The organism is Micromonospora globbae (assembly GCF_036184225.1).
Classification (GTDB): Bacteria; Actinomycetota; Actinomycetes; order Mycobacteriales; family Micromonosporaceae; genus Micromonospora; species Micromonospora globbae.
The window spans coordinates 3,187,359-3,202,466 of sequence record NZ_CP108084.1 but is presented as its reverse complement, the minus strand read 5'-3'; the positions used below and the strand labels follow the sequence as shown (position 1 = coordinate 3,202,466).

15 protein-coding genes are annotated in these 15,108 nt (G+C 75.0%); 7 read left to right on the top strand and 8 right to left on the bottom strand.

Features of this window, described 5'->3' with window-relative positions; all coding sequences use genetic code 11:
* The first annotated feature begins 44 nt into the window (after nucleotides 1–44).
* Both OG994_RS14180 and OG994_RS14175 read left to right on the top strand, forming a co-directional pair.
* Nucleotides 45–1,622: a Na+/H+ antiporter gene (locus OG994_RS14180; protein ID WP_120328801.1), complete on the top strand. Its 1,578-nt coding sequence runs from the start codon at nucleotides 45–47 to the stop codon at nucleotides 1,620–1,622.
* Nucleotides 1,619–1,876, top strand: coding sequence for a UBP-type zinc finger domain-containing protein (locus OG994_RS14175; protein WP_120328800.1), 258 nt, complete (start codon nucleotides 1,619–1,621; stop codon nucleotides 1,874–1,876). The genes OG994_RS14180 and OG994_RS14175 overlap by 4 nt, the downstream gene beginning before the upstream one ends.
* Before the next feature lie 12 nt (nucleotides 1,877–1,888).
* Here the strand turns inward: OG994_RS14175 and OG994_RS14170 are convergent, their stop codons facing one another.
* Together OG994_RS14170 and OG994_RS14165 are read right to left on the bottom strand one after the other, a co-directional pair.
* Entirely contained in the window at nucleotides 1,889–2,416 is a 528-nt protein-coding gene (locus tag OG994_RS14170; RefSeq protein ID WP_120328799.1) for a GNAT family N-acetyltransferase, read from the bottom strand.
* Between the two features lie 114 nt (nucleotides 2,417–2,530).
* Entirely contained in the window at nucleotides 2,531–5,137 is a 2,607-nt protein-coding gene (locus OG994_RS14165) for a glycoside hydrolase family 9 protein (RefSeq protein ID WP_328853511.1), read from the bottom strand.
* A gap of 236 nt (nucleotides 5,138–5,373) precedes the next feature.
* On the opposite strand from OG994_RS14165, the gene OG994_RS14160 reads away from it, so the two are divergent.
* Nucleotides 5,374–6,099, top strand: a complete 726-nt coding sequence (locus OG994_RS14160) for a PP2C family protein-serine/threonine phosphatase (RefSeq protein WP_120328797.1) — start codon at nucleotides 5,374–5,376, stop codon at nucleotides 6,097–6,099.
* Between the two features lie 38 nt (nucleotides 6,100–6,137).
* Here OG994_RS14160 and hrpB read toward each other — a convergent pair whose 3' ends face one another.
* Complete coding sequence (hrpB, locus tag OG994_RS14155) at nucleotides 6,138–8,660, bottom strand: ATP-dependent helicase HrpB (protein WP_328853721.1); 2,523 nt, start codon at nucleotides 8,658–8,660, stop codon at nucleotides 6,138–6,140.
* Between the two features lie 157 nt (nucleotides 8,661–8,817).
* A complete protein-coding gene (locus tag OG994_RS14150) occupies nucleotides 8,818–9,645 on the bottom strand; it encodes a SigB/SigF/SigG family RNA polymerase sigma factor (protein WP_120328796.1) in 828 nt (275 codons plus the stop codon).
* 356 nt (nucleotides 9,646–10,001) lie between these two features.
* On the opposite strand from OG994_RS14150, the gene OG994_RS14145 reads away from it, so the two are divergent.
* Both OG994_RS14145 and OG994_RS14140 read left to right on the top strand, forming a co-directional pair.
* Nucleotides 10,002–10,775, top strand: coding sequence for a hypothetical protein (locus OG994_RS14145; RefSeq protein ID WP_192902141.1), 774 nt, complete (start codon nucleotides 10,002–10,004; stop codon nucleotides 10,773–10,775).
* Nucleotides 10,776–11,105: 330 nt separating this feature from the next.
* The gene (locus tag OG994_RS14140; RefSeq protein WP_275670836.1) at nucleotides 11,106–11,234 is read left to right on the top strand and encodes a hypothetical protein; all 129 of its coding nucleotides are present in this window, start codon (nucleotides 11,106–11,108) and stop codon (nucleotides 11,232–11,234) included.
* Nucleotides 11,235–11,299: 65 nt separating this feature from the next.
* Here OG994_RS14140 and OG994_RS14135 read toward each other — a convergent pair whose 3' ends face one another.
* The gene (locus OG994_RS14135; RefSeq protein ID WP_120328795.1) at nucleotides 11,300–12,286 is read right to left on the bottom strand and encodes a pirin family protein; all 987 of its coding nucleotides are present in this window, start codon (nucleotides 12,284–12,286) and stop codon (nucleotides 11,300–11,302) included.
* A gap of 10 nt (nucleotides 12,287–12,296) precedes the next feature.
* Nucleotides 12,297–12,779 carry a MarR family winged helix-turn-helix transcriptional regulator gene (locus OG994_RS14130; RefSeq protein ID WP_120328794.1) on the bottom strand — a complete coding sequence of 161 codons (483 nt, stop codon included), beginning with the start codon at nucleotides 12,777–12,779 and terminating at the stop codon, nucleotides 12,297–12,299.
* A gap of 124 nt (nucleotides 12,780–12,903) precedes the next feature.
* Here OG994_RS14130 and OG994_RS14125 point away from each other — a divergent pair, with 124 nt between their 5' ends.
* Nucleotides 12,904–13,509 (top strand): DUF1684 domain-containing protein, encoded by a 606-nt coding sequence (locus tag OG994_RS14125; RefSeq protein ID WP_120328793.1) that lies wholly within the window; start codon nucleotides 12,904–12,906, stop codon nucleotides 13,507–13,509.
* A 51-nt stretch (nucleotides 13,510–13,560) separates the two neighbouring features.
* On the opposite strand, the gene OG994_RS14120 is transcribed toward OG994_RS14125, so the two are convergent.
* Nucleotides 13,561–14,145 (bottom strand): general stress protein, encoded by a 585-nt coding sequence (locus tag OG994_RS14120; RefSeq protein ID WP_328853510.1) that lies wholly within the window; start codon nucleotides 14,143–14,145, stop codon nucleotides 13,561–13,563.
* A gap of 173 nt (nucleotides 14,146–14,318) precedes the next feature.
* Between OG994_RS14120 and OG994_RS14115 the strand changes: the two genes are divergently transcribed.
* Nucleotides 14,319–14,819 (top strand): metallophosphoesterase family protein, encoded by a 501-nt coding sequence (locus OG994_RS14115; protein WP_328853509.1) that lies wholly within the window; start codon nucleotides 14,319–14,321, stop codon nucleotides 14,817–14,819.
* 18 nt (nucleotides 14,820–14,837) lie between these two features.
* Here the strand turns inward: OG994_RS14115 and OG994_RS14110 are convergent, their stop codons facing one another.
* Nucleotides 14,838–15,053: a DUF3072 domain-containing protein gene (locus tag OG994_RS14110; protein ID WP_120328790.1), complete on the bottom strand. Its 216-nt coding sequence runs from the start codon at nucleotides 15,051–15,053 to the stop codon at nucleotides 14,838–14,840.
* Nucleotides 15,054–15,108 lie beyond the last annotated feature (55 nt).

Sequence of the window (15,108 nt, the reverse complement as noted above, 5' to 3'; positions counted from 1 at the left end):
CCGGTGGCGGACCGGCCGGGTGGCGTTGCCTAGGCTCGTGATCCATGGACGGACTCTTCGAGGTCGTCGTGTTCCTGGCGATCGCGACGGTCGGTGCGGCGCTGGCCCGCAAGCTCGGGCTGCTGGCACCGATCGTGCTGGTGGTGGCGGGGCTCGTGCTCTCCTTCGTACCCGGCTTCCCGCACGTCCGGCTCGACCCGGACCTGGTGCTCGTGGGGATCCTGCCGCCGCTGCTCTACGTGGCCGCCCTGGAGACCTCGGTGCCGGCGTTCCGGCACAACCTGCGCCCGATCCTGTGGCTGGCCATCGGCCTGGTGATCTTCACGGCGGTGGCCGTCGGGTTCGTCCTGCACGCGCTGCTGCCGGCGGTGCCCTACGCCATCTGCCTCGCCCTCGGCGCGGTGCTCGCCCCGCCGGACGCCGTGGCGGCGACGGCGGTGGCGCGGCGGATCGGCCTACCCCGACGGGTGGTCACGATCCTGGAGGGGGAGAGCCTGCTCAACGACGCCACCGCCCTGGTGCTGTTCCGGGTGGCCGCGCTGGCGGCCGTCGGCTCGGCGGTCGGCCCGGGTGAGGTGAGCATCGAGGTGCTCCGGTCCGCCGGGGGCGGGGTGCTGGTCGGCGCCCTCGGGGCGGTGGTCTTCGGGTTCGTGCACCGGCGGATCACCGACCCGCTGCTGGACAACGCGCTCTCGTTGATCATCCCGTTCGCGGTGGTCTTCGTGGCCGAGGAGATCCACGCGTCGGGCGTGGTCGCCGTGGTGGTCACCGGGCTCGCGCTGGGCCACCGGCTGCCGGTGCTGATGTCGGCGGCGTCCCGGCTCCAGGTCGGCGCCGTGTGGCGGCTGGTGCGGTTCCTGCTGGAGGGCCTGGTCTTCCTGCTCGTCGGGTTGCAGCTCCCGGACGTGCTCCAGGACCTCGACGAGCCGATGGGGCGGCTCGTCGGTGTCACGGCCGCGGTGATCGGCACCCTGTTCCTGGCCCGCTTCGCCTGGCTGTTCCCCCTCACCTACCTGACCCGGCTGGTGCCGGGCGTCCGGCGCCGCGGCGGGGAGCGGAAGCCGGTGAAGTACCCGCTGGTGATCGGCTGGGCGGGGATGCGGGGCGTGGTGACGCTCGCCGGCGCGCTGGCCCTGCCGTTCACCGTGTCCGGCGGCGAGGAGTATCCCCGGGCGCTGTTCATCTGGCTGGCCTTCGCGGTTATCGTGGTCACCCTCGTCGGCCAGGGCGCCACCCTGCCGGCCGTGGCCCGGTGGCTCAAACTGCCGCCGGACGACCCCGTGCAGGACGCCCTCTCCGCCGCCGGCGTGCAGCAGCAGGCCAGCCGCGCGGCGCGGGACCGGTTGAACGAGCTGGCGGACAGCGCGCCGGGGCCGGTGGTGGAGCGGCTGCGCCGGGTCGTGGAGGAGCGCACCAACCTGGCGTGGGAGCAGCTCGGCGGCACCGAGCGGGAGACGCCGTCGCAGGCGTACGGGCGGTTGCGGCAGGAGATGATCGACGCGGAGCGTGAGGTGTTCCGCCTGGCCCGGGACAGCGGCCGGATCCCGGAGGAGGTGCTGGTGCGGGCCTATCGTGACCTGGACCTGGAGGAATCGTTGCTGCGACGGGAGAGCGAGCGGTGAGCTGCGTACACCTGACCGAGGCGGGCACGGCCGAGCCGCGGGCCACCGACGAGTGCCCGGCCTGCGTGGCGATCGGCAACGCCGACTGGGTGCACCTGCGCGCCTGCCTCACCTGCGGGTACGTGGGCTGCTGCGACTCGTCCCCGTACCGGCACGCGAGCGCACACTTCGAGGAGAGCGGGCACCCGGTGATGCGCTCGATCCAGCCGGGGGAGTCCTGGCGGTGGTGCTACGTGGACGAGGAGATCGGCTGAGCCGTACCGCCGTCAGGGCAGCCGCCGGGCGAGGACCTGGCCGGGCCAGGGCTCCCGTCCGGGCCGCCGCACCGTGAACGTGTCGGTGCGGGTGAAGCCCTGCCGCTCGTACCAGCGCACCAGGGCGCCGTCGGCGCCGGCGTAGCAGTCCACCCGCAGCAGGCCCAGGCCCCGCTCGCGGGCCAGCTCCGCGGCGTGCGCCAGCAGCCGGCCCCCGATGGCCCGTCCGGCGTACGCCCGGTCGGTGACCAGCAGGTTGACGTACAGCTCGGGTTCGGTGGCCGCCGGCACGTACTCGGTGGCGGCGCCCACGACCAGGGCGCCGACCGGCTGGTCACCGAGCATCGCGAGCCAGAGCCCGCCGCCGGTGGCCCACTCCTGTGCCTGGGCGATGCGGCGCGGATCGGCCGAGGCCGGCTCGGTGCCCCACTGGCCGCTGCGGCCACGGGCGACGAGCCAGGCGGTCGCGCCGTCGAGCAGGCGCAGGATCGTGGGCGCGTCCGCGGGCTCGCCGGGCCGGACGGTCAGGGTGTCGGTCACGCCGACATCGTGCTACACCGGCGTCCGGCGATGAAGGGCCGCGAGCGGGCGTTCCCGTCGGGCGGGTGGTGCCCGCCCCGGCGCGACCGTGCGGCCGCGCCGGGGCGGGAACGGTCAGGCCGACGTGCAGGGGACGCCGTTGAGCGTGACCAGGCCGGGTGGCGGATTGGCGCCGCCGCCGGTGGTCGCGGTGAACCCGAACGTCACCGTCGCGCCCGGGTTGATCCGGGCGTTGTGCGGTTCGTTGCGCGCGGTCACCGTGGCGCCGGACTGGCTCACCCTCGCGAGCCACGCCCGGTCCACCGCCTGGTCGCCGGTGAACGCGAACCGCGCCGTCCAACCGTCGACCGGGGCCGTGCCGGTGTTGCGGATGGTCACCTGGCTGGTGAAGCCGCCCGGCCAGCTGCCGTGGAGGGTGTACGTCGCGGCGCAGGTCGGCGCCGCCACCGGGTCGGCCGCGCCCTGGTCGGCGAGGAAGGAGGCGACCCAGGCCAGGGCCGAGTTCCAGTTGATCGCCACCTCGTTGGTCGAGTACGAGTTGATGTCGTCGACGTAGCAGAACATGGGTGCGCACCCGGCGAGCAGTTGCGCGGCGAACGGGTCCTGGAGGGCGGCGTTCGGCCCGCCGGCGAGGGAACCCGCGGGCGGGTGCGGCAGGTTCGGGTCGAGCTGGTGGGCGAAGATGCGGCTGTGCTGGTTCCGGGCGGCGTGCTCGCCCCAGCCGGTCACGTACGAGATGTTCAGCGCGTTGCGGCCGAAGAGGTAGTCCACGGCCTGCACGGCGCCGTCGCGGTAGCGGGCGTCGCCGGTCAGGTCGAACGCCGTGGCCAGCACGACGGTGTTGTTGAGGACGTTGCTGTTGCCGCCCCAGAAGTAGCTGCCGGCGTCGCCGGGCATCGGCAGCCCGTACGCCTGCCGCCGCAGCTCGGCGAGGTAACCGTCGGCGGCGTCGATGACCGAGGCCCGGACGCGGGCCAGCTCGGCGGCGGGCAGCGCGTTCGGCACGGTGGCGAGGTCGAGCCGGCCCAGCGCGGCGACGCCCTGCCAGCCGAAGCCCCGCGGCTCGAACACGTCCTGGGTGTGGTGCGGCGACGCGGTCAGGTCGGCGAGGTACGCCGGCGCGCCGGTGGTGAGCCACAGCTCGACGGCCGCCCAGTAGAACTCGTCGGTCACCCGCGTGTCGTCGTACGCGCCGCCGCCGGTGCTGTCGGCCGGGCTCGCGTACCGGTCGGGGTGGGCCTTCGCGGCCGCGTACGCGGTGGTCGCCGCCGTCCGGCAGCGGCCCGCGAACGCGGCGTCGTACGGCGCGTAGAGCCGGGCGCACTGGGCCGCCACGGCGGCGAGGTTCAGGGTGGCGGCCGTGGACGGCGGGTGCAGCTCGCGCGGTTGCGGGTCGTCGTGCGGGGCGAGCGGCAGGCCCGTCCAGTTCCGGTCGTGGATCTTGTGGTGTGCCATGCCGGCGAGCGGCTGGCCGGCCGGCACCTGCATGCGCAGCAGGAACTCCAGCTCCCAGCGGGCCTCGTCGAGTATGTCGGGCACCCCGTTGCCGTGCTCGGGCACCCGCAGCGTGCCGTCGCCGAGCGCGGCGCCGCCGCCCGCCGTGGCGGCCGTCTTGGTCCGCTCGAACGCGCTCAGCAGCTGGTAGGTGGCGATGCCGCCGTTGACCACGTACTTGCCGTGGTCGCCCGCGTCGTACCAGCCGCCGCGCACGTCGAGGCGGTAGTCGCACACCCCGGGCTGGCAGGGCACGTCCGTGTCGCCCTGGTTGGGGGCCACCCCGAGGTGGCCGGCCGGGCGGGCGTACGCCTCGCCGAGCAGCGCGCCGTCGATGGCGATGCCGCTGCGCTGGGCGTAGAAGAACTGGAGCGAGTCGGCGCGCAGCCGCTCGTAGAGGCCGCCGGAGATGTCGAACGGGTGGCTCGCCTCCCCGTCGATCTCCAGCCGCAGCCCGGTGCCCGGGGTGCGGTACGCGGAGAAGTCGGCCGTCTGCACGTTCTGCCCGGAGGCGGGGTCCACGCCGCGCGGGGTGGTGGTGCCCTCGGCCAGCACGTCGCCGTCGGCGGAGCGCAGCCGCCAGGGCAGGGGCTCGGTCGCCTCGGTCACGACCGTGGCGTTCTTCGGTCCACCCGGAAGGTAGCCGACCTGGTTGACGCGGACGCGCGGGCCGGTGTCCGGCTCGTACGGCTCGGGCGGCTCGCCGCCGCGCAGCGAGACGTTGTCGAGGCAGACGGTCTGTTCGTCGGCGCTCCCGCCGACCTGGAAGATCAACTGCGCGGTCGGGTTGCCGTCCGTGGCGGTGAAGGTCCGCTCGACCCGCTGGGCGGTGCCGCCGGCGGTGACGGTGACGCTCGCGTACCCGGTGTACGGCGGGGCGCCCAGTTGCAGCACGGCCGTGACCGGGGTGCCGGGGGTGGCCGACACGTCGAAGCCGAGGGTGTACTCGGCGCCGGCGACGAGCGGGACGCCGTCCTGGCCGATGCCGGCGTCCCAGGGGTTGGCGAGGCCGCCGGGCACGGTGGCGCAGAGGCGGCCGTCGGTCACGCCGAGCGGGCCGGTGCCGTAGGAGAACCACGGCGCCACGCCGGCGCTGAAGTCGCCGTTGTCGATCTGCTCGGGCGCGTCGGGCGGTGGCTCGGCGTGTGCGGGGGCGGCGCCGACGGTGGCGAGGGCGAGGGCGGCCGCCGCGGCGAGCAGCGCGCGGCGGCGTCGGGGTGGCGTCACGGGGTGTCCTTCCGGGACGGTGGCGGGTGCGGTGCGTGCTTCGGGAGCGCTCCCATAGCTGCTGGTCGATGCTTACAGGGCCGCCGGGCGCTGTCAACCACCGGGGTCGCCGACCCGGTCCGCCCCGGGGTCCGGCGCGTCCGCGGCGCTGCGGACAGTGAGATTCGCCGCGCCACGCGCCGTCGCCGTGGATCTCCTAGAGACAACAGCGGCCTCCGCCTGGCAGGCTGCCTCCCATGACCCTGAAGCTGCGTTCCGTGGGGACGAGCGACCGTGGGCTGATCCGCAGCGGAAACCAGGACGCCATGCACGCCGGCACCTGGCTGATCGCCGTGGCCGACGGCATGGGCGGCATGGCGGCCGGCGACCTCGCCAGCTCGATCGCCATCGGCGCGATGGCGCCGCTGGACGTGGAGACACCGGAGGACGCTCTCGTCGCCGCCCTGCAGAGCGGCATCGAGCAGGCCACCGCGCGGATCCGCCAGGCGGTCAGCGAGGATCCGGAGCGGCAGGGCATGGGCACCACCCTCACCGCCCTGCTCTTCGCCCGGACGGGCAGCTGCCTCGCGCTGGCCCACGTCGGCGACTCCCGCGCCTACCTCTTCCGGGAGGGTGTGCTCAAGCAGATCACCCGGGACGACACCTTCGTGCAGATGCTGGTCGACCAGGGGGTCATCACCCCGGACCAGGCGAGCAGCCACCCGCGGCGGGCCGTCGTCACCCAGGCCCTGCAGGGCGACGAGGTCTCCCCGGCGTACGCGACGATGGTGCCCTGGGCCGGCGACCGGTGGCTGCTGTGCAGCGACGGTCTCTCCAACGTGGTGCGCGCGGACACCCTCGCGGAGGTGCTGGCGGGCTACCCGGACCGCGCCGAGTGCGCGCAGAAGCTCATCGACCTGGCGTTGCGGGCGGGCGGCCCGGACAACGTGACGGTCATCGTGGCGGACGTCGTCGAGGAGTAGGGAGGGCGTACCCGCGCCCGGCGGCACGGTGGGCCCGGTCAGCGCCGGCGCGGGCTGGCGTGCCGGGTGGGGGTCGCCGTCGTCGGGTCCTCCGGCCACGGGTGCCGGGGATACCGGCCCCGCAGCTCCGCCCGTACCTGCGGATAGCCCACCCGCCAGAACGAGGCGAGGTCGGCGGTGACCGCGACGGGGCGGCCGGCCGGGGAGAGCAGGTGCAGCAGCACCGGCACCCGGCCGCCGGCGATCCGGGGCGCGTCCCGCCAGCCGAAGGTCTCCTGGAGCTTCACCGGCAGCACCGGCTTCGCCGGGTCGGCGTAGTCGACGCGGATCCGGGAGCCGCTGGGGACCGTGAGGCGCTCCGGCGCCACCTCGTCCAACCGGGCGGCCTGCGCCCACGGCAGCAGCCGGCGCAGCGCGGCGGCCACGTCCACCCGCGCCAGGTCGGCCCGGCGCCGGGCGGTGGCCAGCTCCGGACCGAGCCAGACCGGCGCGGCGGCGAGCAGCGCCTCGTCGCCGACGTCCGGCCACTCGTCGCCGAGCGCGTGCCGGCAGAACGCGAGCCGTTCGCGCAGCGCGCGGGCGGCCGGGGTCCACTCCAGAAGCCCCAGGCCGGTGCTCCGCAGGCCGGCGATCAGGGCCGCGGCGACCTCGGCGGGACCGGGATCGGTCAACGGCCGTTCGCGCAGTTCGAGCGCGCCGAGCCGGACCACCTCCCGGGCCACCACGTCGGCGCCGGACCAGCCGACCTCCCGTTCGGTGCGCAGCAGCGCCGTAGCCGCCTCCCGCGCGGTGGCCTCGTCGAGCGCGGCGGCGAGCCGGATCCGCGCGGCCGGCGCTCCCGGGGCGCGGTCCGCCACGGCCACCGCGAGCCACTCGGCGCCGGCGAGCGGTGACCCGGGCGCCAGCTCCGCGGCCGTGCCGCCGGTCATGAGGTACGACGACCCGCCCGGTCGCCGGACCCGGGCCAGCCGCTCGGGGTGAGCGAGCCCGACGAGCAGCCCCGCGGCGAGGTCGTCGGAGAGCGGCGCCCCGGCGCGCGTACCGTCGGCGGCGTCGGGCGGCAGGAGGGCGCGCAGGCGGCGCACCTCGGCGCGCCAGCGGGCCGTGGCCGCCGGGTCGGCGCCGGCGCGCAATCGGCGCCAGGCGATCGCGAGGTCGTCGACCCCGCCGGCGGCGGTGTCCTCGGCGAGCAGGGCGACCACCTCGGCGGCCCGGTCCGCGCCGACCCGGCCGGCGCCGTCGAGCAGCGCCCGGGCCAGCCGTGGATGGGCGCCCACGGCGGCGATCGCCCGCCCGCGTGCGGTGATCCGACCCTCGGGGTCGACGGCGTCGAGGGTGGCGAGCGTGTCGCGGGCGACCTGCATGGCGGCCGGCGGCGGTGGATCGGGCAACGCCAGACCGGCGGCGTCCGGCCGTCCCCAGGCGGCGACGTCCAGGGCGAAGCCGGTGAGGTCCGCCGTGGCGATCTCCGGTTCCGGCTGGGCGGGCAGGTGCTCGTGGACGGCTTCGGACCAGCAGCGGTAGACGAAGCCCGGCGCCTCCCGCCCCGCCCGGCCCGCCCGTTGGGTGGCGGCCGCCCGGGACACCGGGACCGTGACCAGCGCACCGAGACCGCGGGCGCGGTCCAGCCGGGCCACCCGGCTCAGCCCGGCGTCGACCACCACCCGGACCCCGGGCACCGTGAGGCTGCTCTCGGCCACCGCCGTGGCCAGCACCACCCGTCGCCGGTCGCCGGGGCGCAGCGCGGCGTCCTGCTCGGCGGCGCGCTGCCGGCCGTGCAGCGGCAGCAGCGCCACGGAGTCCCCGAGGTCGGCCAGCCGGCGGGCCACCGCGGCGATCTCCCCGGCTCCGGGCAGGAAGACCAGCACGTCGCCGTCCCGCTCGCGCAGCGCACGCCGGACGGTGGCCGCCACGTGGTCGAGCAGCGCCCGGTCCACGGGGCCGGCCCCGGGAGCCGGTGCCGGCCGGGGCGGGGGCGCCCAGATCCGGGTCACGGGGTGCAGCACCGACTCGGCCCGGACCACGGGCGCCGGGGTGTCGGCGCCGCCCAGCAACGCCGCGAACCGGTCGGCCTCCGGTGTGGCCGACATGGCCAGCAGCCACAGGTCGGGCCGGAGCGCGGCGCGTGCCTCGACGGCGAACGCGAGCGCGAGGTCGGCGTCGAGGTGGCGTTCGTGGCACTCGTCGAGCAGCACGGCGCCGGTGCCGGGCAGGTCCGGGTCCCGCAGCAGCCGCCGCACCAGCACGCCGGTCGTGACCACCTCGACGCGGGTCCGTGGGCCGCGCCGCCGGTCACCGCGTACCGCGTACCCGATCCGGTCGCCGACGCGCTCGCCGAGCAGCTCCGCCATCCGCCGGGCCGCGGCCCGCGCGGCGACCCGCCGCGGCTGGGCGATCACCACCCGCCCCTCGACCTGGTCGGCGACGGCCAACGGGGCGAGCGTGGTCTTGCCGGTGCCCGGCGGGGCCACCAGGACGCCGGTGCCGGCGGTGCGCAGCGCCGCGACGACGGCCGGCAACGTGGCGCGTACGGGCAGGTCGAGGCGGACGTCCGAGAGCACGGCCCAGTCTCGCACCGGCGTCCCCGGGCCGGCCCACCCCGCCGCCCCGACTGTCACGCGTGCGTGACGTGGGCAGGGTGCGGACATGCCGATGGCCGGGTCTCGTGGACCCGGCCATCGGCGTCACCCCCTGGTAGGTGCCTTCGCGCCCCCGGCGTCAGTAGGTGCCGTCGAGCTGCCCGCGCAGCTTCGTCAGCGCCCGGGCCAGCAGCCGGGAGACGTGCATCTGCGAGACGCCGATCTGCTCGGCGATCTGGGACTGCGTCAGGTTGCCGTAGAACCGCAGGGTGAGGATCTTCTGCTCGCGCTCGTCGAGGGTGGCCAACGCCGGGCCGAGGGCGACCCGCAGCTCGGCGAGCTCGAACTCGCCGTCCTCGCCGCCGAGCATGTCGCCCAGCTCGGTGGCCCGGTCGCCGTCGCCGGTGGGGGTGGAGAGCGAGACCGCGTTGTAGGCGCGGGCGCCTTCCAGGCCCTCCAGGACCTCCTCCTCGGTGATCTTGAGGTGGGCGGCGATGTCGGCGACCGTCGGCGAGCGGCCGAGGGTCTGCAGCAGCGAGCTGTTGGCGTCGGAGATCGCCAGGCGCAGTTCCTGGAGGCGGCGCGGCACCCGGATGTCCCAGGTGCGGTCGCGGAAGTGCCGCTTCAGCTCGCCGATGATGGTGGGGATGGCGTAGCCGGCGAAGTCGACGCCGCGCGACGGGTCGAACTTGTCGATGGCCTTGATGAGGCCGACGGCGGCGGTCTGCGCCAGGTCGTCGGTGGGCTCGCCCCGGCCGCTGTAGCGGTGGGCGAGGTGGTTGGCGAGCGGCAGCCAGGCCTCGATCGCCTTGTCGCGCAGCGCGGGTCGCGACGGATGGTTGGCCGGCAGCGCGGCCATCGCGTTGAGCAGATCGGTGGCGCTGTCGGCGAGGGCCCGCGGGTCGAGCTTCCCCGCGGTGTCGGGCGTGGTGCTCGTCGTCTGTTCGCTGATCGCTGGCGCGGTCATGGGTGGTCCTCCCTGCACCTCGTCCGCGGATATAGACGTGACGCTTTGGCTAGCTTCCAATGGGCCGTTCGGAAGTCACCCTAACCCGATCGTCCGGAGAAAATCTAGCCGAACGGACGATGTACTTATGTGATTTAACCGTCGTTAACGGTCACAAATCGACCATCCCCGGCGCGGTTGTGAGGGCCGTTACGGTCGGTTCTTCCGGTCCCGCCGGGTCACCCGGACATCCCCCGGCCGCCAACCGGACGGCCGCCGCGCTCCACCGAGCGGCCGATGCGAACCCGACAGACAAGCCGTACCTGTCACCAATCCGTCCTTGTCCCGTACATGGGACCAGCCGTAGCGTCGGTGACGTGGTCGTCGGAGATGGAGGCGCCGTGGTCGACCTCGCCGCTCCCCAGCTCGTCCTGAACAGTCGCGCGCTGTACATCGGCTGGCTGCCGGCGGACCCGGCGTCGGTCGCCGCGATGCTGCCGGCCGGGCTGCGCCCCCACCCGGACCGGACGGTGGTCCTCCACCAGCGCGTCGTCGACGACGAGACCCAGACCTCGGGCCTCGGCGCGCACGACCTCACCCACCTCGCCGTGGCACTGGACGGGGCCGCCACCCCGGGCGGGGCGGGCGCCTGGTGGACCCACCACGTCACCTCCAACGAACGGATGCTCGCGCAGTCCCGCGCCTGCGGCGCCCCCGCGTACCCCGGCCGGACCAGCGTCGAGGTGCGCGGCGGCGTGCTCGTGGCCGAGACCGAGCTGGACGGCGTGCCGGTCGTCCGGGTCCGGTGCCACGTGGGGGAGACCGGGCACGCCGTCCGCAGCGGCCACCACCGCTACCTCAGCCGGTGCCACGGCGACCTGGTCAGCTGCGTCTACGCGTACGTGGCGGAGCCGGTGACGCCGTTCGAGATCGAGTCGGTGGAGTTCCTGGAACCCGACCACCCGGTGTACGCGCTGCGCCCGGCCAACCCGCTCACCATCGTCTGCGGCTACTACGCGCCCCGCGCCTCCTTCGCCTCACCGGGCGGCCTCACCGTGCACCCCCAGGAGACGGGACGCCAGGGCGCCCGGGTCGCACTCGCCACCGCCTCCCGGCGCGCCGGCCGGCTCGTGGAGCCCGTCCGCCGGTAGGAGCCTCGTGACGTCCGGCCGGCCCACCGTGCCGGCAGGTACCCCGCGCGTGCCGGTCGGGTCCGCTGGGCCCGCGCCGGCGGGCACACCCGGGTAGGAGCGCGTCGCGCTTTCCGGTAATCACCGGCCGGACCAGGTTTCCGCCCGTCCAGACGGGTAACCGTGTGACCGGGCCGGCGCGTTCGGCCGCGGTGCCAGACCCCGGCACCGGGTCTCTCCGAAGCCGGCTCCGTCCCCACGGCAGGACCCCCGCCGTGGGGTGAGTGCCGGCCGTCATCCGGTGACACGGCCGGCCCGTATCCGCCGCGCGACACCCGGGAGGACCAGACCATGCCCCGCGAGACGACCAATCCACTGACCCAGCATCACGAGACGGCGGTGGAGGGTGAACGGGGTGCGCTGGTGGCGGTGTTGGTCATGGTGATCCTCGGGGTCGCCGGGATCTTCGCCGTCTCCTGAGCCGCACCACCGACCCGCGCCGCGCGGGTGGCAGGCGTGCGCGCCCACCACCCGCACGACGGGACTCAGGGCCGGGTGCCCTCGCCGCCCGTGTGCGGCAGCCGCTCGGCCGGGACGACTCCCAGCCGGCCGGCCTGGTAGTCCTCGAACGCCTGGATCAGCTCGTCCCGGGTGTTCATGACGAACGGACCGTAGTGCGCGACCGGCTCGCGGATCGGCTGCCCTCCCATGAGGTAGAGGTCCAGCGCCGGGGTGTGCGAATCCTGGCTGGCGTCCGCCGTGAAGCGCAGCGCGTCGCCCGGACCGTGCACCGCGAGCTGCCCGAGGTGCAGCGGCCGCCGGTCGGTGCCGACCGTGCCGCGACCGCTCAGGACGTACGCGAGGGCGTTGAACTCCGGCTGCCAGGGGATGTCGACCTGCGCTCCGGGTTGGACGGTGACGTGCGCGATGGTGATCGGGGTGTGGGTGGAACCCGGACCCCGGTGGCCGGCGACGGAGCCGGCGATCACGCGGATCAGCGCCCCGCCGTCCGGGGTGGTGAGCAGCGCCGCCTCCCGACCCCGGATGTCCTGGTAGCGGGGCGGGTTCATCTTCGCCGCCCGCGGCAGGTTGACCCACAGCTGCAGGCCGTGGAACAGCCCGCCGCTGACCACCAGGTGCTCCGGCGGGGCCTCGATGTGCAGCAGGCCGCTGCCGGCCGTCATCCACTGCGTGTCGCCGTCGGTGATGGTGCCGCCGCCACCGGTCGAGTCCTGGTGGTCGATGATCCCGTCGATCATGTACGTGACGGTCTCGAAGCCCCGGTGGGGGTGCCAGGAGGTGCCCTTCGGCTCGCCCGGCGCGTAGTCGACCTCGCCCATCTGGTCGAGGTGGATGAACGGGTCCAGCTGGCTCAGCGGCACCCCGGCGAAGGCGCGACGCACCGGGAAGCCCTCGCCCTCGTAGCCGCTGGGCGCGGTGGTGACCCGGCGCACCGGCCGGAAGGTGGTGGACTCGGGAAGCCGCGGCAGGCGCGGCAGGACGAGCACGTCGTCGACGGTGATGGCGGGCATCGGGAGGCTCCTAACGTGAGGCGTTGGCGGTGGAGGCGTCCCGTGCCGCCCGCAGGCGGCGGCCGAGGCGCTCGAAGACCCGGGTGAGGCAGGCGACCTCGTCGTCGTCGAGGTCGTCCATGAGGTGCGCGCGCACCGACGCGAGGTGGTGCGGCGCGGCCTCGCGCAGGGCCAGCAGCCCGGCGGCGGTGAGCACGGCCTCGCTGCCGCGCCGGTCCTCCGGGCATGCCTGCCGGGTGACCAGACCTCGGCGCTGCATCGAGGAGATCTGGTACGTCAGCCGGCTGGGGGAGAAGACCAGGCGGTTGGCCAGCTCACCCATGCGTAGCCGCTGCCCCGGCACCTCGGACAGCAGGACGAGCACGTGGTAGTCGGCGAAGCTCAGCCCGCTGGCGTCGCGCAGTTCCTCCTCCAGCTGCGTGAGCAGCAGCTGGCTGGATTCGACGTACGCGCGCCAGGCGGCGAGGCGAGCGGTGTCCAGACCCTCGGTCACGCCCGCAACGGTAGCACTCTTTCAAAATTCAACAACCCCGCCGATCCGTGTGTGGTCCGCCTCGTCAAGCCGTGCAGCCGAGAGGTGGTGCAGGTTTGAAGGAGGCGGGCGCTAGGCTCGCCGGGTGGACGACCTCGACCTGCTCGACTGGCGGGAACGGACCGCCCGGCTCTACCTGTCCGACCTCGACCTGGCCGGTTTCCGGGCCGAGCGCGACCGCCTCTTCGCCGGCCACCCGCAGAGCCCCATCCCGTCCCGGGACCGGGCGGCCTTCACCGGGCTGCGTTACCACCCGCCGAACCCGTCGGCCGTCGTCGAGGCGCCGCTGCGCCCGGCCCACGGGGAACTCGACATCGACACCGGCGGTCCGGACGGCGTCATCCGCTACCGGCGGGTCGCCGTGGCGGACACTCCGTGGGGGCCGCTCACGCTCTGGTGGATCGCCGCGTACGGGGGCGGACTCTTCGTGCCGTTGCGCGACGCCACCTGCGGGCGGGAGAGCTACGGCGGCGGCCGCTACCTCACCGACACGGTGAAGGGCACGCACGGGCGCGGTCTGACCGTGCTGGCCGGTGACCGGGTGCGGCTGGACGCCAACTACCTCTACAACCCGTCCTGCGCCTACGACGACCGCTGGGCCTGCCCGCTCGCTCCGCAGGAGAACCGGGTCGAGGTGGCGCTGCGCGCCGGCGAACTGGCGTACACCCGGCCGGACGGCAGCGGAACCTGATCGCGTCGGCGGCACCCCGGCGTGGCGCGCCGGGGTGCCGCGACGTGGCCGTCAGCGGACGTCCGGGGCGGTCGTGGAGAGGTTCAGCCGGCCGAGCAGCTGCCGCGCCTGGTCGGCGAGGTTCGCGTCGACGATGACCGCGTACTGGCCGGCCCGCAACGAGCTGGCGGACGTGAAGTCACGCTGCCCGCCGGTCATGGCGTGCGCCACGGCGCCGAAGACCGCGCCCCAGATGGCGCCGACCACCAGGCCCACGATGATCACGGCGAGCCAGTTGCCGACCGTGAAGATGCCGAAGAGCAGGCCGATGAAGAGCCCGAACCAGGCGCCCGTACCGGCGCCGATCAACGCCGCCCGGGCGGTGGTCATGCGGCCGAGCACGGTCTCCACCAGGGTGAGGTTCGTCCCGACGATGGCGGTGTGCTCGACCGGGAACCGGTTGTCCGCCAGGTAGTCGATGACCCGCTGGGCGGACGGGTAGTCCGGATACGAGCCGATCGTCACGGTCGGCGGGCCCGTCTGGGGGCCCTGCCCGTCACCGGGCGTCGTGGGGCGTCCCGCGGGGCCGGACGGAAGCAGGTCACCGCCGGGCATGCCGGGTCGCCAGCCGGCGGACGGTCCCGTAGCACTGGTCATGAGTTCCTCCCTCGTCGGCTGACTCATTTCCCGCCCCCGCCCGCCGGTAACGCCGCGTCGCGACCGCGGCGGGCGCCGTCACCCAGGGGCGTGCACAGCGCCGGCGGGGCGTGCGCCGCGACGCGCGGACCGTGCCGGGTCGCGGGCCGTCCCCCGGCGGGGAGAATGGGTGGATGCGCCTGGTGATCACCGCCGACACCCACGTGCCGAAGCGGGCGCGGGACCTCCCCGCGCCGCTGTGGACCGCCATCGAGGAGGCGGACGTGGTGCTGCACGCGGGGGACTGGGTCGACGAGTCGCTGCTGGACGCCGTGGAGGCCCGCTCGCGCCGGCTCGTCGGGGTGTACGGCAACAACGACGGGCCGGCCCTGCGGGCCCGGCTGCCCGAGATCGCCCGGGTCGAACTGGACGGGCTGCGGGTCGCCGTGGTGCACGAGACCGGGCCGCGGACGCGGCGGGAGGAGCGGTGCGCCGCCCGCTTCCCCGACACCGACCTGCTGGTCTTCGGGCACTCCCACATCCCGTGGGACAGCGTCGCCCCGGGCGGGCTCCGGCTGCTCAACCCCGGCTCGCCCACGGACCGGCGGTCCCAGCCGTACGCCACGTACCTGACCGCCCGGGTCACGGCGGGGGCACTGGACCGGGTCGAGCTGCACCGCCTTCCGCCGCGCTGACCCGACCCGGTCGTGCCGTCAGCGGCCGCGGCCCGTCTCCTCCTGGAGTTCGTCGATCCGCTTGGACGCCTCCGCCTTGGTCAGCCCCTCGGGCACCTCGGCGTCCGCCTCGCGGGCCAGCGTGGCGAGGTAGGACTCCTGCGCGGCGGTCGGCGGCTCCTCTCCGGTCACCCACTCGTCGGGATCCTTGATCGCACCCCGCGGGTCCGCCGGGTCGCTGTTGCGGTCCGTCATGATCTCACCCTCCTTCGAACAGGCGTACCAATACCCCTGGCGTGGCCGGTCCATG

Bases quoted from the DNA above. Each gene is read 5' to 3' on its own strand.
- OG994_RS14115 (WP_328853509.1), top strand. From the start codon at position 14,319: ATGCGCCTGGTGATCACCGCCGACACCCACGTGCCGAAGCGGGCGCGG.
- OG994_RS14135 (WP_120328795.1), bottom strand. From the start codon at position 12,286: ATGCCCGCCATCACCGTCGACGACGTGCTCGTCCTGCCGCGCCTGCCG.
- OG994_RS14180 (WP_120328801.1), top strand. From the start codon at position 45: ATGGACGGACTCTTCGAGGTCGTCGTGTTCCTGGCGATCGCGACGGTC.
- OG994_RS14120 (WP_328853510.1), bottom strand. From the start codon at position 14,145: ATGACCAGTGCTACGGGACCGTCCGCCGGCTGGCGACCCGGCATGCCC.
- OG994_RS14110 (WP_120328790.1), bottom strand. From the start codon at position 15,053: ATGACGGACCGCAACAGCGACCCGGCGGACCCGCGGGGTGCGATCAAG.
- OG994_RS14140 (WP_275670836.1), top strand. From the start codon at position 11,106: ATGCCCCGCGAGACGACCAATCCACTGACCCAGCATCACGAGACGGCG.
- OG994_RS14160 (WP_120328797.1), top strand. From the start codon at position 5,374: ATGACCCTGAAGCTGCGTTCCGTGGGGACGAGCGACCGTGGGCTGATC.
- OG994_RS14150 (WP_120328796.1), bottom strand. From the start codon at position 9,645: ATGACCGCGCCAGCGATCAGCGAACAGACGACGAGCACCACGCCCGAC.